At 69.9% G+C, this 19,564-nt stretch carries 19 protein-coding genes; 9 read left to right on the top strand and 10 right to left on the bottom strand.

The features are described 5' to 3' along the window. Positions 1-7: 7 nt before the first annotated feature. Positions 8-505, bottom strand: coding sequence for a MarR family winged helix-turn-helix transcriptional regulator (locus tag OO70_RS08775; RefSeq protein WP_234336789.1), 498 nt, complete (start codon positions 503-505; stop codon positions 8-10). A gap of 120 nt (positions 506-625) precedes the next feature. Here OO70_RS08775 and OO70_RS08770 point away from each other — a divergent pair, with 120 nt between their 5' ends. Further along, a complete protein-coding gene (locus tag OO70_RS08770; RefSeq protein WP_078651302.1) occupies positions 626-1,591 on the top strand; it encodes a quinone oxidoreductase family protein in 966 nt (321 codons plus the stop codon). Between the two features lie 55 nt (positions 1,592-1,646). Continuing rightward, positions 1,647-3,446 carry an FAD-dependent oxidoreductase gene (locus OO70_RS08765; protein WP_043666420.1) on the top strand — a complete coding sequence of 600 codons (1,800 nt, stop codon included), beginning with the start codon at positions 1,647-1,649 and terminating at the stop codon, positions 3,444-3,446. 48 nt (positions 3,447-3,494) lie between these two features. Here the strand turns inward: OO70_RS08765 and OO70_RS08760 are convergent, their stop codons facing one another. The 8 genes from OO70_RS08760 to OO70_RS08725 form a co-directional block, all read right to left on the bottom strand. Beyond that, the gene (locus OO70_RS08760) at positions 3,495-4,265 is read right to left on the bottom strand and encodes an SDR family NAD(P)-dependent oxidoreductase (RefSeq protein WP_043666417.1); all 771 of its coding nucleotides are present in this window, start codon (positions 4,263-4,265) and stop codon (positions 3,495-3,497) included. Between the two features lie 37 nt (positions 4,266-4,302). Beyond that, the gene (locus OO70_RS08755) at positions 4,303-5,307 is read right to left on the bottom strand and encodes a LysR family transcriptional regulator (RefSeq protein WP_043666415.1); all 1,005 of its coding nucleotides are present in this window, start codon (positions 5,305-5,307) and stop codon (positions 4,303-4,305) included. 157 nt (positions 5,308-5,464) lie between these two features. Then, positions 5,465-6,421, bottom strand: coding sequence for a fumarylacetoacetate hydrolase family protein (locus OO70_RS08750; RefSeq protein ID WP_043666413.1), 957 nt, complete (start codon positions 6,419-6,421; stop codon positions 5,465-5,467). Between the two features lie 3 nt (positions 6,422-6,424). After that, positions 6,425-7,795 (bottom strand): FAD-binding oxidoreductase, encoded by a 1,371-nt coding sequence (locus OO70_RS08745; RefSeq protein ID WP_043666411.1) that lies wholly within the window; start codon positions 7,793-7,795, stop codon positions 6,425-6,427. A gap of 8 nt (positions 7,796-7,803) precedes the next feature. After that, positions 7,804-8,784 carry a cyclase family protein gene (locus OO70_RS08740; protein ID WP_043666409.1) on the bottom strand — a complete coding sequence of 327 codons (981 nt, stop codon included), beginning with the start codon at positions 8,782-8,784 and terminating at the stop codon, positions 7,804-7,806. Beyond that, positions 8,781-9,788 (bottom strand): amidohydrolase family protein, encoded by a 1,008-nt coding sequence (locus OO70_RS08735; protein ID WP_043666407.1) that lies wholly within the window; start codon positions 9,786-9,788, stop codon positions 8,781-8,783. The genes OO70_RS08740 and OO70_RS08735 overlap by 4 nt, the downstream gene beginning before the upstream one ends. Then, a complete protein-coding gene (locus OO70_RS08730) occupies positions 9,785-10,909 on the bottom strand; it encodes an FAD-dependent monooxygenase (protein ID WP_043666405.1) in 1,125 nt (374 codons plus the stop codon). The genes OO70_RS08735 and OO70_RS08730 overlap by 4 nt, the downstream gene beginning before the upstream one ends. A 36-nt stretch (positions 10,910-10,945) precedes the next feature. Further along, positions 10,946-11,251 (bottom strand): antibiotic biosynthesis monooxygenase family protein, encoded by a 306-nt coding sequence (locus OO70_RS08725; protein WP_043666403.1) that lies wholly within the window; start codon positions 11,249-11,251, stop codon positions 10,946-10,948. Positions 11,252-11,479: 228 nt separating this feature from the next. Between OO70_RS08725 and OO70_RS08720 the strand changes: the two genes are divergently transcribed. From OO70_RS08720 to OO70_RS08700, 5 genes are all read left to right on the top strand, one after another. Next, positions 11,480-12,454 (top strand): fumarylacetoacetate hydrolase family protein, encoded by a 975-nt coding sequence (locus OO70_RS08720; RefSeq protein ID WP_043666401.1) that lies wholly within the window; start codon positions 11,480-11,482, stop codon positions 12,452-12,454. After that, positions 12,451-13,386 carry a VOC family protein gene (locus tag OO70_RS08715; RefSeq protein ID WP_043666399.1) on the top strand — a complete coding sequence of 312 codons (936 nt, stop codon included), beginning with the start codon at positions 12,451-12,453 and terminating at the stop codon, positions 13,384-13,386. The genes OO70_RS08720 and OO70_RS08715 overlap by 4 nt, the downstream gene beginning before the upstream one ends. Before the next feature lie 79 nt (positions 13,387-13,465). Further along, positions 13,466-14,743: a histidinol dehydrogenase gene (gene hisD, locus OO70_RS08710; RefSeq protein WP_234336788.1), complete on the top strand. Its 1,278-nt coding sequence runs from the start codon at positions 13,466-13,468 to the stop codon at positions 14,741-14,743. After that, on the top strand, positions 14,740-15,546 hold the full coding sequence (locus tag OO70_RS08705; RefSeq protein ID WP_051740924.1) for an SDR family NAD(P)-dependent oxidoreductase: 807 nt from the start codon (positions 14,740-14,742) through the stop codon (positions 15,544-15,546). Before hisD ends, OO70_RS08705 begins: the two co-directional genes overlap by 4 nt. Positions 15,547-15,843: 297 nt before the next feature. After that, complete coding sequence (locus OO70_RS08700; RefSeq protein WP_043666394.1) at positions 15,844-17,754, top strand: hypothetical protein; 1,911 nt, start codon at positions 15,844-15,846, stop codon at positions 17,752-17,754. 26 nt (positions 17,755-17,780) lie between these two features. Here OO70_RS08700 and OO70_RS08695 read toward each other — a convergent pair whose 3' ends face one another. Then, positions 17,781-18,179, bottom strand: a complete 399-nt coding sequence (locus OO70_RS08695; protein ID WP_043666390.1) for a nuclear transport factor 2 family protein — start codon at positions 18,177-18,179, stop codon at positions 17,781-17,783. A 70-nt stretch (positions 18,180-18,249) separates the two neighbouring features. Between OO70_RS08695 and OO70_RS08690 the strand changes: the two genes are divergently transcribed. Both OO70_RS08690 and OO70_RS08685 read left to right on the top strand, forming a co-directional pair. After that, positions 18,250-18,813, top strand: coding sequence for a PadR family transcriptional regulator (locus OO70_RS08690; protein ID WP_043666388.1), 564 nt, complete (start codon positions 18,250-18,252; stop codon positions 18,811-18,813). Between the two features lie 5 nt (positions 18,814-18,818). Then, positions 18,819-19,544 carry a class I SAM-dependent methyltransferase gene (locus OO70_RS08685; protein WP_043666385.1) on the top strand — a complete coding sequence of 242 codons (726 nt, stop codon included), beginning with the start codon at positions 18,819-18,821 and terminating at the stop codon, positions 19,542-19,544. Positions 19,545-19,564 lie beyond the last annotated feature (20 nt).

Raw genomic sequence — 19,564 nt, 5'->3', positions numbered from 1 at the left:
AGTCCGGTCAGCGGGGCGTGGTGCGCAGGTCGATGCCACGGTCACGGGCGTCGGTGGTCACGATGCGGGTCGCCATGCGGGACAGCCGCTTCCGGTCGGCCTCGGTCAGCGGCGCGACACACCGCTCGATCCGCTCGGCGAACTCGGCGGCGACCTGCTGGACGAACTGCCGGCCCGCGTCGGTGATCGACACCTGGAACGAGCGCCGGTCCACGGAGCTGGCGGTGCGGGTGACCAGACCCCGGCGCTGCGCCCGGTCGACCAGGCCCGTGATCGAGGACTTGTCGAGGCCGAGATGGCGGCCGAGCTGGTTCATCGTCGGCTCCCGGTCCCGCAGTATTCCGAGCATCCGGATCTGGACGACCGACAGGTCGTGCTGCCCGGCGATCTCGGACAGGGCGCTCTGCACCAGGAACGACAGCTGGGCGAGGCCGTCGACCAGGCCGAGATCCTCGTCTGCGGGCGACGGTGCGGGCGGGGGTGGCATGTCGTGGGATGAAGTCACCTCTTGATTCTACTTGCAAAGGTACGTGGCACCTACTAATTTGATTCGTGTCACGTACTAAATCCTCCGTGGCGCCTACTAAATCCTTCGTCCCGCGTACCAAATCTGAGGAGAGCAGCCATGGACATCCACGCCGCGGTGGTCGGCTCGTTCGGCACCCCGCCCCGCTACGAGCCCTTCGACCTGCCCGCGCCGACCGACGAGGACCAGGAAATCGTCGACGTCCTCGCCGTGGGCCTGCACCCCCGGGTGCGCACCGGAGCGTCGGGCAGCCACTACACGAGCACCGGGAAGCTGCCGATGGTGCCCGGCGTCGACGGCGTCGGCCGGCGTGCGGACGGCAGGCTGGTGTACTTCGTCGCCGACGACGAACTGGTCGGCCCGATGGGCACCCGCACCGTCATCGACAGTCGGCACAGCATCCCGCTCCCCGACGGCGCGGACGTCGTGAAGATCGCCGCCGCGATGAACCCGGCCATGTCGTCGTGGGTGGCGCTGCGCCGCCGCGTCCCGATCGAGGCCGGGCAGTCGGTACTGATCCTCGGCGCCACCGGCAACGCCGGACAGATGGCCGTCCAGGTCGCCAAGCGTCTCGGTGCCGGGCGGGTCGTCGGCGCCGGTCGCGACCAGGCCCGCCTGGCGACCCTGCCCGGGCTCGGCGCGGACGCGACCGTCGCGCTCACCGACGACGCTGACGCCACCGCGACGGCGCTGGCCAAGGAGGCCGCCGAAGTCGACCTGGTCATCGACTACTTGTGGGGCAAGCCCGCCGGTGACGCGATCATGGCGGTGCTGCGCGCCCGCTCCGACCGTGGCCGCGCCCTGAACTGGATCCAGATCGGCGCCATGGCCGGCCCGACCATCGAACTGCCGTCAGTGGCACTGCGCTCGGCCAACTTCCGCCTTCAGGGCAACGGCCAGGGCGCCGTGTCGACCAGGACGTACCTGGAGGAACTCCCGTCCCTCGTCGAGGAGATCGAGAGCGGCGGCATCGCGGTCACCGCCAAGGCGGTACCCCTCGCGGACGTCGAGAGCGCCTGGAACGCGCCCGAGGTCCCGGGCGTACGCACCGTCCTGGTGCCCTGAACTCGCCCCGACCGTCGTGCAGTTCGTACCGGAATTACCCAAGGAGCCTGGAGCCATGTCCCCCACCACAGACACCGACGTCATCATCTGCGGCACCGGCGCGGCCGGTCTGACCCTCGCCCTCGACCTCGCCCGCAGGAACATCGCGTTCCTGCTGATCGACAAGGCGCCGCACCCGTTCGTCGGCTCCCGCGGCAAGGGCATCCAGCCCCGCAGCCAGGAGGTGTTCGAGGACCTCGGTGTGATCGACCGGATCGTCGCCTCCGGCGGTGAGTATCCCGTCCAGCGCATCTACACCGCCGACGGGCCCATCGACCAGGTCGGCGTGGAGATGCCGGAGCCGACGCCGGAGGAGCCGTACCAAATACCGCTGCTCGTCCCGCAGTTCCTCACCGAGCGTCGGCTGCGCGAACGCCTCGCCGAGCTGGGCCACGCCCCGCACTACGGCCACGAACTCGTCGGCTTCGACCAGGACGGCGACGGTGTGACCGCGCGCATCGCCACCCCGGACGGCGAACAGGCCGTACGGGCAAGGTACTTGATCGGTGCCGACGGCGGTTCGAGCTTCGTCCGCAAGACGCTCGGGATCGGCTTCCCCGGCAAGACCCTCGGCGTACGGGCGATCGTGGCCGATGTATACGTGGACGGCGTCTCGACGGACGCCTGGCACCGCTGGGGCGAGGACACCGCCGGGCAGGTCTCGATGTGCCCGCTCTACGGCACCGACATGTTCCAGCTCCAGGCCCCCGTCCCCTTCGACGTCGACCTGGACCTCTCGGCCGAGGGACTCACCGCGTTCTTCCGCGAGCGCACCGGCCGCGACGACGTCGTGATCCGCTCCGTGTCCTGGGCGTCCGCGTTCCAGATGAACGCCCGGCTGGCCGACACCTACCGCCAGGGACGCGTCTTCCTGACCGGGGACGCGGCGCACTGCCACCCGCCGACCGGCGGACAGGGCCTCAACACCAGTGTCCAGGACGCCTACAACCTCGGCTGGAAGCTCGCCGCCGTGCTCGACGGCGCCCCGGAATCCCTGCTGGATTCGTACGAGCAGGAACGCCGGCCCATCGCCGAAGCCGTCCTCGGCCTGTCCGAGCAGCTGCTCGAAGCGGCCAAGAACCGCGACATCCACCGGGGCCGCGAGGTCAGCCAGCTCGACCTCGGCTACCTGAACTCGCCCCTGTCACTGCACAGTTCGGCGCGTGACAAGGGCGTGCTGGCCGGAGACCGCGCGCCCGACTCGCCCGTGACCGGCACGGGCGGCCTGCCCACCCGCCTGTTCAGCCTGTTCCAAGGGCCGCACTGGACCCTGCTCGGCCACGACGTCGACGAGGCCTCGGCGCCGGCGGCGCGCCCCGGCCTGCACATCCACACCATCGGCGCCCGGGGCGACATCCTCGACAGCGGCGACCGCGTCCAGAATGCCTACGGACTGTCCTCCGAGCAGTGGGTGCTCGTCCGCCCGGACGGATACGTCGCCGCCGTGGTCGACACCGCCGAACTGGGCGCCGTAGAAGCCTATTTGGACACTGTCGGCGTCCGTCCCCTCGCGGCGACGCGACCCACCACCACGGAAGCGAGCACCGACATGCCCACAGAGACCTCTTCCGAGAGCACAGGCGCTCCCCGCACCCGACGGGAGCACCGACAGGTCCGAACCGCCGCCGAGCAGCGGCTCGCCACCGCCCAACGCGAACTCCACCAGCTTTCCCGCCAGGTCCAGCGCGACCTGCGCAGCGTCCGCCGGCACGGCGAGACAAGCGCCATAGTCGCCCGCTCGAACTTCGCCGAACTCGCGGTCAAGAGCATCAACCGGCTGACCGCCAACTTCCGTACAGACCGCACCGATCAGTAGCGCCACGCTCCTCACCCACGACGGCCGGTGTCGCTCAGGAGCCGGCCGTCACGTGGCGTCGAGGGCGTTCGTGATCGCCTTCACCCCGCCGTGCGCCGCGTATCCGCCGTCGACCGTGATCTCCGCCCCATTGACGTACGACGCCTCGTCCGACAGCAGGTAGACGACCAGCGGCGCGACATCGTCGACCGTGCCGGCCCGACCCTGCGGGGTCAGTGACAGGTGGGCCTGGACGAACACCGGGTTCGCGGACGCCATCAGCGGGGTCTCGATATAGCCGGGGTGGATCACGTTCGTACGGATGCCGCGCGGAGCCAACTCCAGCGCGGCCACTTTGGACAAGCCCCGAAGCGCCCACTTGCTCGCGGTGTACGCGACAGCGTGATGCGCGGTGAGCCCCGCGACCGAGCCGACGTTCACGATGGACGATCCGGCCGGCATCAGCGGGGTGAGCGCCTGGATGCCGAGCAGCGCGCCCGTCGTGTTGACGGCGAACGCCCGGTTCCAGTCGGCGAGTTCGACGTTACCGAGCCGTGCCCGCATGGGAATGCCGGCGTTGTTCACGAGACCGTGCACTTCCGTGAGCGAGGCCGCGAGGTCTGCCCAGTCGTCCTGGGACGACACGTCGAGGTGTCGATAGGTCACGTGGAGGCCCTCGGCGCCCAACGACGCGGCCAGCTTCTCGCCCGCCTCGTCCAGGACGTCCGTCGCGACCACCGTCGCGCCCTCGCGGGCCGCGGCCGCCACCTCGGCGGCTCCCTGGCCCTGCGCGGCCCCGGTGACGACGACGGTACGACCGTCCAGACGCGTGCGGCTCACGGTTCCTCCTGGGGGTGCGGGCTGTCTCCCGTCCACGCTAGGAAGCCGGGGTCAGCTCCGGAAACGCACGATCGGCATGGGTGGCATCCGCGCCGGCGATCTCCCCGACCACCGGCTCGGCCGGCGACAGCACCACCGGGTCGTCCAGGGACGCGCCCACCTTGCGGACCGTCTCCCGCAGCCAGCGGTGCGCCGGGTCCGCGTGCCGGTTGTGGTGCCAGTACATGGCCTCCACCAGCGGTACGTCGGGGAAGGGCGTCGGTACGACGGCACAGCGTGCGAAGCCCTCGTAGCGCCGGGCGAGCCGTTCGGGGACCACGGCGACCAGGTCGGTGCCGCCCACCAGGAACGGCAGCACGTTGAAGCCCGGCGTGCTGACCTGTACCCGGGGTGTGATGCCGAGGGTCTCCAACTGCCGGTCGGCGGGCGTGAGTTTGCCGATGACGCAGGCCGCGTGGGGCATCTCGGCGAGGTCGTGCAGGGAGAGCCGCCCGTCCACCAGACGCGGGTTGTCCGGATCGACGAGACACACGAACCGGTCGTGCATCACCGTCTCGCTGACGCCCGGCAACTGGTAGCCGAGCGGCACGACCATCAGGTCGTGGCAGCGCAGATGCGTCTCCGTCTCCAGCTGCCCGATGACGATCGGGTGGAAGTCGATACGGATGCCGGGCGCCTCCTGCGCGAGGGCCCGCAGCAGCGGTTCCACGAACACCGTCATGACGTAGTCGGACATCACGACCGAGAACCGCTGTCGGCTGCGCGACGGATCGAAGTGCCTGGTCAGTGACAGGGCCTCCTCCGCCTTGTGCAGGGAGGACTGCACGACCGGCAGCAGTCGCTCCGCGAGCGGGGTCAGCTCGTACTCGCGGCCCACCCGCACGAGCAGCTCGTCGTTGAAGTGCCGCCGCAGCCGTGCCAGGGAGCCGCTCATCGCGGACTGGCTGGTGGACAGCCGCACCCCCGCGTGGGTGACGTTCTTCTCCTCCAGGAGGGCTTCCAGAGCCACCAGAAGATTCAGGTCGATTGCTCCCAGACCCATGCGTGTGTCCTTCCGGCCGCATCGTTGAAGCTCGGTGAAACCGGAGCGTAACGACCGGGTTCCCGCCGAGGAAGGGGCCGGGAGGGAAGTCACAGGGATCCGATAGCTGCCATCGGATCCCTGGATGTGTGCAGGTCGGACCGTATGCCGAGAGGGGCTACGGCCGCGGCGTCCGGCCGCGCTTGCGGGCGCGCGGAAGGTATACGTCCGTACGGCCGGGCACGACGCGGTTGGAGAGGGTGCCGAGGCGCTCCACCGCCAGGGTCACCTCGTCGCCGGGCTCGAGCGGCGGCGGGGTGCGTTCGCCGACCCGGCCCCAGAACTCCGCCAGCGCGCCCCAGCCGCAGGTGCCCGAGCCGAGGATGTCCCCGGGGCGCACCCAGGCGTCACGGGAGGCGTAGGCGATCATCTCCTCGAAGGTCCAGGAGACGTTGGCGAGGGTGTCGCGGCCGATCAGCTCACCGTTGAGGGTGACCGTCATCTCCAGGTCCAGGAAGCCGTCCGGGTCGCGCCGGTCCTCGACCTCGTCGGCGGTGACCAGACAAGGACCCAGCGTGTTCGCGAAGTCCTTGCCCTTGGAGAAGCCGAGCCCGAGGTTCTTCTCCGGTTTCTGCAGGTCGCGCGCCGACCAGTCGTTGAAGACCAGATAGCCGACGATGTGCTCGCGCGCCTGCTCCGGCGTGAGATCACGCCCGCTGCGACCGATGACCACGCCGACCTCCAACTCGAAGTCGAGCACCGAGCAGCCCGCCGGGACCGGCACCTCGTCGTGCGCGCCGTATGCCGCATGGGGGTTGGTGAAGTAGAAGTTGGGTGCCCGGTACCACTCCTCGGGCACGTGCTCCAGCCCGTCCAGGGACTTCGAGACCCCCTCGATGTGCGCCTCGAAACCGACGAAGTCCCGGATGGACGGCGGCTTCAGCGGAGGGAGCAGCCTGACCTGATCCACCGTCAAGTCGCTTGGTGCACGCAGTGCTTCGGTTCCGGCCGCGTGCAGCACGTCCTGTTCCAGGAGGGTCAGGACGGTGACTCCCTCGGGCAGCGGGTGAATGGTCCCGTCCCGGACGGCCCCGGCGCGCTCCACGCCCTCGTACTCATATGTCGCGAACCGCATCGCTCACTGCTCCCAGTGGTTGGTGTTGGTGACGGACTCCGTGCTCAGATGGCCGACGAAGAGGCCCTTCGGGTCACGCGCGGCCCGGATCTCCCGCAGTCGCCGCCACTGTTCGTCGCCCATGAACCTCAACTGCCGCACGGTGAAGTCCGAGTCCCCGAGGTACTGGCCGGCGGTGACCGGCTGCATGTCCGCCATCACCTCGTCCAACCAGGTTCGCAACTCGGCGTCCCGTGACGGGTCGTCGTGGATGACGTAGGTGGCGCAGTAGATCTCCGACTGCAACGAGAAGGCCATGTCGGGGAGTTGGCGCAGCGGGGCCATGGAGAACCAGATGGTGAAGGTCTGCCGGGTGGGCTGCTCGGTGAAGACCTTGCGGATCGCCGGTACGACCTCTTCGGCGGGGCCGGTCAGCCAGGCGTTGTCGACCAGGTAGCGGTGGCCCTCGGGGTTGGCGATGCGCTGACCCGCCAACTGCTCGGCGAACGTCGTCTGTTGCGCCTCCACGCGGAACAGTGCTCGGTCCGCGTACGGGTTGGCGTGCAGCGGTGCCAGCGCCTCGGCCGCCTCCTTGGCGGTGTCGGTCATCGACACGCCCGTGACCAGCAGCACCGGCTCGTCCAGGTCGGGTGGTGTCTGGGTGAGCGCGACGATCTCCACCAGGTCCGAGACCGTGTGGTGCATGCCGTGCAGCCAGGTCATGACCTCGTCGAAGAGGTCGAGCGGATACGCGTGCACCGTGTGTCCCAGGTACCGCGGGAGCGGGCGTGTGCGCAGATGGAAGCGGGTCACGATGCCGAAGAAACCGGGGCCCGCGCCGCGCGCCGCCCAGAACAGGTCGCTGTGTCGGGTTTCGTCGGCGCGCACCAACTCGCCCTCGGCGGTGACGACATCGATGGCCACGATGTTCTCCGCCGCCCAGCCCCAGCCCCGCGCGTTCCAGCCCTGGCCGCCCTGGAGCAGGAAGCCGCCGATGCCGACGGACGGGCAGTGCCCGCCGTTGAAGAAGCGGCCGAACTCGCCCAGATACGGGTTGAGTTCGTCGCCGCCCTTCACACTGGGCGTCGCCGTCACGATCCCGCTCTCCGGGTCGTACGCCATCTCGCGGAAGCCGCCGAGGTCGATCAGCAGCGCGTCCTGGCGCACGGACCAGGCGGCCCAACTGTGCCCGCCGGAGCGGACGGCGACCTGCCAGCCCCGCTCCAGGGCGAGCCGTACCCCCTCCACCACGTCCTGCTCGGACTCGGCCATCAGCACGGCGGCCGGTGAACGGTCCGACGGGCGGCGGGCGTTGAAGACCCGGCCGAAGCACGCCGCCTCGAAGTCCTCGTCGCCGGGGAGGTGGAGGGTGCCGGAGAATCGGTTCAGGTTCAAAGGTGTACTCACTTGATCGCGATCGGGTTGACGGGGGCGCCCACCGCGCCGGTCACCGGCAGGGGCGCGGCGACCAGCAGGAACTCGTAGACACCGTCCGCCGCGCAGTCCTCGGCCAGTGCCTCCAGGTCCCACATCTCGCCCAGCGGGAGGCCCATGTTGGGGATCGCTATCTGGTGCAGCGGGGACATCGCGGGCTGGGGGAACTCGTAAGGCCGTACCTCGAGTCCCCAGGTGTCGGAGGCGATCGCCGCGATCTCCGTGCGGTGCAGCCAGCCGAGGGTGGTGAAGGAGAGGCCGGGTGCGTCACCGGCGGCGTAACCGCCCCACGCGCCGACCCGGCGTACGCGGCCGAGTTGCCCGGTGCGGATCAGGACGAGGTCGCCGCGCCGGACCGAACTGGTCGCGCCCTGCGCCTCGATCGTGGCCCGCAGATGCTCCTCCAAAATGGGGAATCCGTCCGGGAGTTCACCGTGCTCGTCGCCGACCGCTCGGCCCACGTCGAGGAGGACCCCGCGGCTGGTGAAGGCGTCCTTCATGTGCTCGATGCCGGTGACCGAGTCGCCGTCGCCGTTGACGATGGTGCACGGACGGCCGTTCCACGCCTGCTTGTTGTCGTAGATGTGGCCCAGACCGTCCCACTGCGTGGAGGCCTGCAAGGGCATCACGATGTGGTCGTCGGCGCCGCCGAAGCCGTGCGGGAAGCCCTGGGTGCCGGCCGCCGCGTCGGAGCCGGTGTCCTTCATGTAGTGGACCGGGTTGATACGGCCGCGGAATCCGCGCTGCGGACCCTGCTCGTTGAACTCCTGGGCGAGCGAGAAGGACCGCCCGCGCCGCACCAGGCCCACCGCGTGGGCGCGGATCGCGTCGTCGATGAAGTTCAGGGTGCCGAGCACGTCGTCCTCACCCCAGCGTCCCCAATTGCGGTAGGCGGAACGGGCCTTGGCGAGTTCCTCCTCGATCGGACCGAGGGCACCGGCGGCGGTCATCGCGTACGTCCTTTCAGCAGCAGGTCGAGGGCGTTGCCCCCGGCGACGGCGGCCCGGTCGGCCGGGGCGAGCCCGGCCGCGTCCAGCCGGGCCACCGGGTCGTCGACGCCCATGTCGAAGGGGTGGTCCGTGCCGAGGACGACCCGGTCCGCGCCCACCGCCTCGACGAGGTGACGCAGTGCGCCCGGGGTGTACACCAGCGCGTCGAACCACATCCGCCGCAGATAGGCGCTGGGCAACTCGGCGCAGCCGCGCGCGTCTTCGCGTACCTGCCAGGCATGGTCCGAACGACCGATGTACGTCGGCAGATAGCCACCGCCGTGCGCCGCCACCAGCTTGAGGCGCGGGAAGCGGTCGAGGACGCCGGTGAAGACGAGGTGGGAGAGAGCGACCGTCGTCTCCACCGGCTGACCGACCGTGTTTCCCAGGTAGTCGGTCGCCAGGCGCTCGCCGAGGGAGCAGCCCCACGGGTGCACGAAGACGATCGCGCCCAGTTCCTCGGCCCGCTGCCACACCACGTCGTGTGCGGGGTCGGCGAGTTCGCGACCGTCGACTGTCGTGGAGACGCTGATGCCGTACAGGCCGTGGTCGTTGACCGCCTGGTCCAGCAACGCGACCGCGAGGTCCGGGTGTTGGAGCGGGACGGTGCCCAGGCCGTACAGCCGGTCGGGTGCGGCAGAACAGTGGGCGGCCACGGCCGCGTTGACGGTGCGGGCGAGGTGGATCGAGAGGTCCGGGTCCGCCCAGTAGTGGTGCATCGGCATCGGGCCCACCACCTGGATGTCGACACCCATCGCGTCGAGGTCCGCGAGGCGGGTGGTGACGTCCGTCAACTTGGGTGCCAGGCGCTGGAGTTGGGCGCGGTTGACAGCGAGGGACGCGGGGGAGTGGGCGCGCTGCTCGGCCGCCAGCTCGGCGGCCAGACCCGGGGTGCCCGCGACCAGGGCGTCGGCCGCGGGGACGGCGAGGTGGCCGTGGAAGTCGACCACGGGCGAGCTGTTCACGCCGCCGCCGTCAGGTTGTCCAGGGTCTCCGACATGATCCGGGCGGGGTCGGCGCCCGGTGTGCCGGGGTTGATCTCCCAGTCGGCGAGCTGGAGGGAGTTCTCCAGGACCATCCGGACGCGGGGCAGGCGCCGGTCCATGAACCGGTCCAGGGCCTTCTCCGTCGGCTCGTCCGCCGTCACCAACTCGGCGAGCAGCACGGCGTCCTCCATGCACATCGCCGCACCCTGCGCGATCAGCGGCGGACAGGCGTGCGCGGCGTCGCCGATGACCATCGCGCGACCGCGATGCCAGGGCTCGTCGACGAGGATCGACTCGATCCAGCGGTAGTCGACCGCCGTGTCGTCGGGCAGCGAGGCGAGGATCTTCCCCCAGGTACCGCCGTACCCGGCGCCGCGTTCGCGCAGCAGGGCGAGGGGTGCGCGGGGGCCGATCAGGGAGGTGTCGAGATTCTCGTCGAGGAGGTAGGCGTAGCACTGGTCCGGCGAGATCGGGCTGTAGCCGGCCTTGAAGCGGGGGCCGCCGTAGTACACCTCGGCGCAGTCCATCTCGGCCGGGCGGTCGGCGACGACCCGGAAGATCGACATGCCGACGGGGCGGGGCTCGGCGTCGATGCCGATCAGCGAGCGCATCGCCGAGTTGATGCCGTCGGCGCCCACGACGAGGTCGTAGCGACCGGTCGTACCGTCCGTGAAGGCCACGTCCACATGGTCCGGCGACTGGTCGAGCCGGTCCACGCTCAGCCCGAGGCGCACCCGCACCCCGTGCGCGTGCACCGCGTCGCAGAGCGCGTCCTGCAGATCCGAGCGCAACGCGCCCGCCGTGGACGGCAGTTCGGGGCCGCCGGTGTGCGGAGTGTTCAACTCGGTGATCAGCCCGCCGTCGGCGCGGCGCAGCCGCATGATGTCGAACGGCACCGCCCGCGCCAGCACCCGGTCCAGGACACCCACGGAACGCAGCGCCTTGAGCGCGTTGCCCTGGACGGTGATGCCATGGCCCACACCGAACCACTGCGGAGAGATCTCGACGAGCTCCACCTCGGCGCCCCGCTGGGCGAGCGCGAGGCAAAGCACGCTTCCGGTGATGCCGCCGCCGACGACGAGCACCTTTTGTACGGGCATGGGCGATCCTTGCGAACGTAGACAGCAGAGTGGGGGCTATCGGGAGAAGCGCGCGCCGAGCTCGTGGAAGTGCTCGACGGTCGGCGGCTCCGCGAAGAACGGTCCGACCAGGGCCCGCCAGCGTGCGAAGGCCTCCGACTCCCGGAAGCCGACCGTGTGGGCCTCGACCGAGTCCCAGCCGACCAGCAGCAGGAAGGTCGTCGGCCGCTCCGCACCGCGCAGCAGCTCGGCCCAGCGGAACCCGTCGGCCTCGGCCAGCACCTCGCGGGCCTTGCCGAACACCTCCGCGAACTCCCGCTCACGACCCGCCTCGACGGTCAGCTCGGCATGCTCGACTATCACGTTCTTCTCCTCGGGAAAGTGGGTGCTCCGAGCCTGCGTGGGCGGCCGACGGACGGTCAACGGATCGAGGCATCGGCAAGGGGGACGTCATGCATCCCGTACGGCGATGGAGCCCCAGTTGAGGGCCTGCGCGGCCGGTGATGGCAGGCATCGCGGATCGCCATTTCCGCCCGGTGCCCGGGCTGCCTAGCGTCGAGGGCGAGCCCCCACCCGTACGAGGAGAGCGCCGTGCCCGATCCACTGCCCACCCATGCCGGACCCTTCGCGCTCGGCACGTTCGCTTCCGGCGCCTCCGGTGAGGAGGTCTTTCCCGGCCTGGTAACTGGCGACCGGGTGCGCGACCTCTCCGACCTCGTGCCGTCCGTCCGCGCGCTCGTCGAGGACTGGGGCGACTGGCTGCCCCGGCTGGGTGACCTCGCCCGGTCGTCCGACGGCACCTGGCACGAGCTGGCCGCGTTGCGCGTCCTGACCCCCGTCGAGCCCGGCCAGATCCTGCAGAGCGGCGCCAACTACCGCAAGCACGTGGTGGATCTGGTCGCCGCCGAGAAGGAGAGCGTGCACGGCGCCACTCCCGAAGAGGCGCGTGCCGACGCCGAGTCGATGATGGACGAACGCGCCCGCAACGGAGTGCCGTACGTCTTCCTCGGCTCCCCGCGCGCGATCAGCGGCCCCTACGACGACATCGTGCTCCCCGCGCTCGGCGAACAGCACGACTGGGAACTCGAACTCGCCCTCGTCATCGGCAAGTCGGGCAAGAACATCCCGGCCGAGGAGGCGATGGAGTACATCGCCGGATACACGATCTCGAACGACCTCACCACCCGCGACCGCCTCTATCGGCCCGACCTCAAGGCCATCGGCACCGACTGGTTCACCGCCAAGAACGCCGACACCTTCCTGCCCACCGGGCCCTTCCTGGTACCGGCGGCCTTCGTCGGCGACCCCGGAGATCTGCGGATCACCCTGCGCCACAACGGAGTTGTCCGCCAGGACGAGTCCACCAAGGACATGATCTTCGACATCCCGAAGCTCATCGCGTACGTCTCCACGACCACCACCCTGCGCCCCGGCGACCTGCTGCTCACCGGTTCCCCGGCCGGCAACGGCGCGCACTGGGGCGTCTTCCTGAAGCCCGGCGACGTCGTCGAGTCGGAGATCACCGGCCTGGGCCACCAGCGCAACACCGTCAGGAGCGGACAGTGACCTTCCAGCCCATCACCCATCTGCGCCATGTCGACCTGGCCGTACCGGACTTCGCCCGCCAGCGCACCTTCTACGGCACCACGTGGGGCCTGACCGAGGTCGCGAACGACAGCGGAGTCGCCTTCTTCGCCGCCGAGGGCAGCCCGGAGCAGTACATCGTCCGTATCCGCGAGGACGAGCGGAAGCGGATGGACCTGGTCGCCTTCGGGGCCGTCTCACCGGCCGCGGTGGACGAGCTGCACGGGCGGCTCGGGCGGGCCGGGATTCAACTCGTCGGAGAACCGGGGGTGTTGGACACGCCGGGCGGCGGCTACGGCTTCCGGTTCTTCGACCCGGACGGGCGGGTCGTCGAGGTGTCGGCCGATGTCGCCACCCGCGCCCACCGGAAGATCGAGGAGCGCGAGGCCATCCCGGTCCGGCTCTCGCACTGCGTGGTCAACTCGCAGGACCCGGAGGGGCTTCGGGACTTCTACGTCCAACACCTGGGGTTCCGGCTCACCGACACCCTGTACTCGACGCACATGGGTGACCTCATGTACTTCCTGCGGTGCAGCCCGCTCCACCACTCCTTCGCGATCGCCCGGGGACCCCATGTCTCCCTGCACCACGCCTCGTTCGAGATGCGCGGGGTCGAGGAGTACATGCGCGGCACCGGGCGGGCGCTGCGCGCCGGGACCCGGCTCACCTGGGGGCCCGGCCGGCATCTCGCGGGCGACAACACCTTCTCGTACTTCCACGACCCGCACGGCAACACCGTCGAGTACACGACCGAACTCGCCGTCCTCGAAGAGGACTTGTGGCACCCGGGCCGCCATGACGTCGACGACCCGATCACCCAGGACCAGTGGGGCACCGCCGACCCGATGAGCGAGTCGGTGGCCAAGGAGCAGTTCAACGACCCCGACGTGCTCTTCGTGGCACCCCCCGTCTGACACCTCCCGTCCGACACCCCCTCTGTCGCGAACGACCTGCAGAAAGGCCGCAGTTGTGGCAACGATCCTGAAGCACGCCGTGCCCAAGTCAGAGGTGACCGCCTCCCTCGACCAGGTGCGCGAGACCGTGACCGGCGTCATCGCGGACATCCGTGCGCGCGGTGACGAGGCCGTGCGCGCCTACTCCGAGAAGTTCGACAAATGGAGCCCCGACTCCTTCCGGCTCTCCGACGAGGAGGTCGAGAAGATCGTCGCGTCGGTACCGCAGCAGGTCATCGACGACATCCGCTTCGTCCAGGACCAGGTGCGCACCTTCGCCCGCCACCAGCTGGACTCCCTGCGGGAGTTCGAGGTCGAGACCCTGCCCGGTGTGAAGCTCGGCCAGAAGCACATCCCCGTGCAGGCGGCGGGTGCGTACATCCCCGGTGGCCGCTACCCGCTCACCGCCTCCGCCCACATGACCATCGTGACTGCCAAGGTCGCGGGCGTGCCCCGGGTGGTCGCTTGTACGCCGCCCATCCACGGCGAGATCCCGGCCGCCACCGTCGCCGCCATGCATCTCGCCGGAGCCGACGAGATCTGGCTGCTCGGCGGAGTGCAGGCCGTGGCCGCCATGTCCGTCGGAACGGACACGATGCGGCCGGTGAATCTCATCGCCGGACCCGGCAACGCCTACGTCGCGGAGGCCAAGCGGCAGCTCTTCGGCGAGATCGGCATCGACCTGTTCGCCGGGCCGACCGAGATCCTCGTCCTCGCCGACGACCAGGCCGACCCGTTCGTGTGCGCCGTCGACCTGCTCTCCCAGGCCGAGCACGGCCCGGACTCCCCGGCCGTCCTCATCACCACCTCCCGCGAGGTCGCCGAGAAGACCATCGCCGAGGTGGAACGCCTCCTGCCCGACATGCCCACCCGCGACTTCGCCGGCCCCGCCTGGCGCGACCACGGCCAGGTCCATGTCGTGGACACCCTCGACGAGCTGTACGCCCTCGCCGACGAATTCGCTTTCGAGCACGTCGAGGTACTGACCGCCGAACCGCGCCTCGCGCTGGAGCGCATGACCCAGTACGGCGCCCTGTTCCTGGGCGAGGGCACCTGTGTGTCGTTCGGCGACAAGGTCATCGGCACGAACCATGTGCTGCCCACACGTGGTGCCGCGCGCTATACCGGCGGCCTGTGGGTGGGGAAGTACCTCAAGACGGTGACCTACCAGGAGGTCACCGACACCGACTCCCAGGCGCTGCTCGGCCGACTGTGCGGGCGGGCGGCCCGCGTCGAGCTGTTCGAGGGGCACGCGCGCTCCGGTGACGTACGCGCCGCGAAGGCCGCGGGTGACGAGCTGCCCTGGAACACCGCGTGAGCTCGGAACACCGGGGGACCTCGGACCGCCGTAGGACCCTCGACGGCCGTGCGGCACTGGTCACGGGCGGCGGTGGACCGCTGGGGCGCGCCTTCGCGCTGGCCCTCGCGGATGCCGGGGCCCGGGTGATCCTGGTCGGCCGCAACGAGACGGCGCTCGCGGAGGCGGCGGCACAGGTGGAGAAGGACGGCGGACAGGCCCGTACGGGAGTGTGCGACGTCTCCGATCCGGCGGCCGTCGATGCCCTGGCCACCGAACTCGCCGACGAGGACGTGTCGTTGCTCGTCAACAACGCCGGGGTCGCGGGACCGGTCCGGCCCCTCGTCGACATCGAGCCGGGCGAGTGGGACGAGGTGTTCGCCGCCAATGTCCGGGGTGTCTATCTGATGTGCCGGGCCTTCCTGCCGCCCATGCTCGCGGCCGGGCGCGGTGACATCGTCAACGTCGCCTCGGTCAGCGGCAAGCGCCCCCTCCTCAACCGCACCCCGTACACCGCCTCCAAGATGGCGCTGCTGGGCCTGACCCGGACCCTCGCCGGGGAGGTCGGCCCGCAGGGGATCGCGGTCAACTCCCTCTCCCCGGGCCCGGTTCGGGGGCCGCGCATGGACCGCAACTTCCGGCTCACCGCCGAACTGACCGGCTGCACGGTGGCCGAGGCCGAACGCGACTTCGCCTCCCGGGCCGCCCTGGGCCGGCTCGTCGAGGAGCACGAGGTCGCGCAGGCGCTGGTGGCGATGCTCGCGATGCCCGGCCTGTGCGGGGCCGACATCGACCTGTCGGCGGGGATGATCGCCCCGGCGTAGCCGAACAGCACGTACCAGAACGGCGAGGTGGACGGCCGGTGAGCCGCCCGCCTCGCCGTCGTGGGTACGGACACGCATCCCCTATGACGACTCTGTGTGACTGCCATGAAATGGTCGGCGTGATCCGAGGCATCGGACTCCCATATGTGTGTGCCGACCGCCTATTCCCTGGTTCTCCTGGCTGCTTCACTCCCTCGTGCGCACCTTCGGTGCCTCCGCCGGGCCGTCCGCATCCCGCGTTCGACGGCCGGCCGGTCACACTGCGCAACGGCGCATCGATCCCTGGGAAGGCAAGCAATGACGCTGATCACCCGACGCTCGGTCCTGATCGCCGGTACCGCCACGGCCGGAGCCGTACTGGTGCCGGCGGTCTCCGCCACCGCCGCGCCGACGACCAAGAAGGCTTCGGGCACGCGGATCTCGGTCGCATCCGGTGAGACGTACACGGTCTCGGCGACCACCCGCGTGAGCGAACTGTCCATCGCGGACGGCGGCACGATCGTCGCCCCGGACGGCGCCGGCCTCTCGCTGACCGTCGACGGCGTGGAGACCGGCCAGCTGCTCACCGCCACCGGCGCCACGGCCACCCTGATCCAGGCCGGCACCTACCGGGGCGATGTCGTCCTGACCGTCACCGCGGCCAACGAGGTGACGTACCAGACGCTCACCTTCCCGTTCCGGCAGGCGGTGTACGTCGACGGTGACGGCGTGGTCAAGGACAAGTCCGTCCTCGCGGCCGTCCTCGGTGGCAAGCTCACCGACGCCTACGCGAAGAACGTGTCGATCACCTCGACCGGCGAGTGCTTCGACGGCGTGTACGTCCAGGACGCCACCTACACGCTGGACCGGCCCTCCATCTCCCTTACGGGCAACGGCCGTTGCGACTTCGCGGGCTACGGCGCCGCGGTCGTCGGCGACGGCTCGGCCACCACACTGGTCGTGGACGGCGCCCGGATCGACAACAAGGGAGTCGTCCGTACCGCCGTCATCGCCAACGACGGCGCCAATGTCATCGTCAAGGACTCCGTCCTCCGCGCCCGCAACGGCGTACTACCTTCCGACTACCAAGCCACCGTCGAGACGCCGTACATGGAGTCCGTGCCCTGGATGCTCGGCCTCGACGGCAATGTCCGGGCCACCAACCTGATCGGCAAGAACACCAAGGCCACCTACCTCAACTCGACCATCTTCTCGGAGACTTGGGGCGCCCTGTCGGTGGAGGGCGGCAGCGGACTCAAACTGACCGCGATCAACAGCCACTTCGGCAACACGGGGGAGTACGGCTACGGCACCTACGCCATCGGTGACGCGACCGTGCGGGTGCTCGGCTCCCGGCTCGACGTCGGCAGCTACGCGACCATCATCGCGGGCCCGGCCGCGGTCGTGCACTACGGCGACAGCACCAGGGCCGCCGTCTCCGCGCTCAACACCGAGCTGGAACTCGGGCTGTCCAAGGCCGAGTTGGCGTCGATACCGGTGCGCAGGACCGTCGTGAACTCCGGGCACTTCGGCTACATGTTCTTCGGGACCGGCCAACTCACCCTGGACGGCGGCACGCAGATCAACTCCGAGCGGGCCACCTTCCTCAACAAGGGCCAGCAGACGACGATCAGCGTCGACGGCTCGCAGGGTGCCCGGCTCAACCCGCGCGACGGCATCATCCTCCAGATGATCGAGCTGGACGACCCGGGCCCGGTCCCGGTCAACGGCAAGATGATGAACGTCGGCGTCTACACCGAGCCCACCGGCGACCCGACGAAGGACGCGACCTTCGACCCGACCGCCGTCCACACCACCGACGGAGCCGCCACCTTCAACTCCATGGCTTTGAAGGGCGACTTCTACAACGGCATGCGCAAGGGCAAGAACATGGTCCTCACCTTCGAGGACGCGAGTGTCGAGGGCGTCATCTCCGCGACGGCGGCCAAGCACCGCGTCTCCAGCATCGACGCGTCGACCTTCTACGAGCTCGGCATCGTCACCAACACCGCGCAGGCCGCCGTCAACAACGGCGCGATCGTGCAGCTGAACAGCGGCTCGACCTGGACGGTCACCGGCACCTCGTACCTGACCCGGCTCGCCCTCGCCGCCGACGCGACCGTCAGGGCACCCCGGGGCAAGAAGGTCACCCTGACGGTCGACGGGACGGCGACGGCCATCACGCCCGGCCAGACGTACGCGGGCGCCCTCACGCTGACCGTCGCGTGAGCGAGGGCGGAGGCGCGGCTCACGCTTCACGCCGGCCGCGCCTCCGCCTCCTTCGCGATCCGCTCGAACTGCCCTGCCATGGCCTCCTGGAGAGCCTGGGCGCCCGACAGGGGGCGGACCATGACCGTCAACTCGTCGATCAGACCGTCCTCGTCGACGTGGATGAAGTCGCAGCCGGTCAGCTCACGGTCGCCGACCCGCGCGGCGAACACCAGCGCGTGGTCGGGGCCGTCCGGGTCGCCGATCTCCCGCTCGTACCGGAAGTCCTCGAAGACCCGCGCCACCCCGTGCAGGATCGCCGCGGTGATCGCCTTCCCGGCGTACGGCTTGAACACGACCGGACTGGTGAAGACCACGTCCTCCGCCAACAGCGCCTCGACGGCGTCCATGTCCTGCGCCTCGACCGCCTCACGGAACGCACGCATCGGCTCACCCCATAGTCAATTAGTTGAGTAGGTGTGGATGAGACTAATCAACGGCTGTTAGCGTGTCCACATGTCCCTCAAGTACGCGGTCCTCGCGGCCCTCCTGGAAGGCGAGGCCTCGGGCTACGAGCTGGCCAAGGTGTTCGACGTGTCGCTGGCGAACTTCTGGCCCGCGACACCGCAGCAGCTCTACCGCGAACTGGAGCGCCTCGCACAGGACGGGCTGATCGAGGCACGGGTCGTACAGCAGGAACGCAGGCCCAACAAAAGGATGTTCACGCTCACCGAGGCCGGTCGGCGCGATCTCGACACCTTCGCCGCCGAGCCGCCCCGGCGACCGACCGCCATCCGCGACGAACTCCTCATCAAGATCCAGGCGATGGACGGCACGGACCCCGCCGTCACCCGCGAGCTGATCGAAGAACGCAGGTCATGGTCGCGCGGCAAGCTCGACCGCTACGAGCGCGTACGGGACCGTCTCCTCGGCGGTCGGACCGAGGAGGACTACCTCCGGGACGCCGACCGCATCGGGCCGTACCTCACGCTGATGGCCGGGATCACCTTCGAGGAGGAGAACCTGCGCTGGTGCGAGCGCGTTCTCGCCATCCTCAAGCAGCGGGTTGCCCTAGGCTGACCCGGATGTTCAGCCCCGAAGGTCCCAGTCTGCGCGAACTCGCCGTCCAGGCACTGTCGTCCGTCGAGCACGGCTACGACCGCCTCGCGCCCAAGTTCGACCACACCCCCTTCCGGACACCGGCCCCGCTGCTCGACGCGGTCGCCGCGATGCTGCGGCGCATCGGCCCCTTCGACGACGGACTCGACCTGTGCTGCGGCACGGGCGCGGGTGCCGAGGTGCTGACGAAGGTGTGCCGGGAGAGCGTCACCGGCGTCGACTTCAGCGCGGGCATGCTCGCGGTCGCGCGGGAGCAGGTACGGAGCAGCGGACCCCGGGTGGCGTGGGTGCGCGGCGACGCCCGGGCCCTGCCGTTCGCGCCCGCCTTCGACCTCGTGGTCAGCTTCGGGGCGTTCGGCCACTTCCTGCCCGGCGAACTGCCGGGGTTGTTCGCACAGGTGCACTCGGCACTGCGGCCCGGCGGATGCTTCGCCTTCCCGGTCATCGCACCGCCGCGTCCCACATCCCCCGCGTACTGGATGCTGTCCGGCTTCGATGCGGCGATGAAGGTGCGCAACGCCGTCTGGCGACCGCCCTTCGTCATGTACTACCGGGACTTCCAACTCGGATTCGTGCGACGGGAGTTGGAGCGGACCGGCTTCGCCATCGACCTCTACGCCCTGCCCGAGTTCGGGAGTCGCGGCGATGGCAGCCCCCGCGTCCGTATGGTCGCGGCGCGACGGCTGCCGTAGCCGATGGGGCGGTATCGGGT

Source organism: Streptomyces xylophagus (assembly GCF_000716435.1).
Lineage (GTDB): Bacteria > Actinomycetota > Actinomycetes > Streptomycetales > Streptomycetaceae > Streptomyces > Streptomyces xylophagus.
Note: the sequence above shows the minus strand (reverse complement) of the source record. Positions and strands in the feature narration are given on the sequence as shown.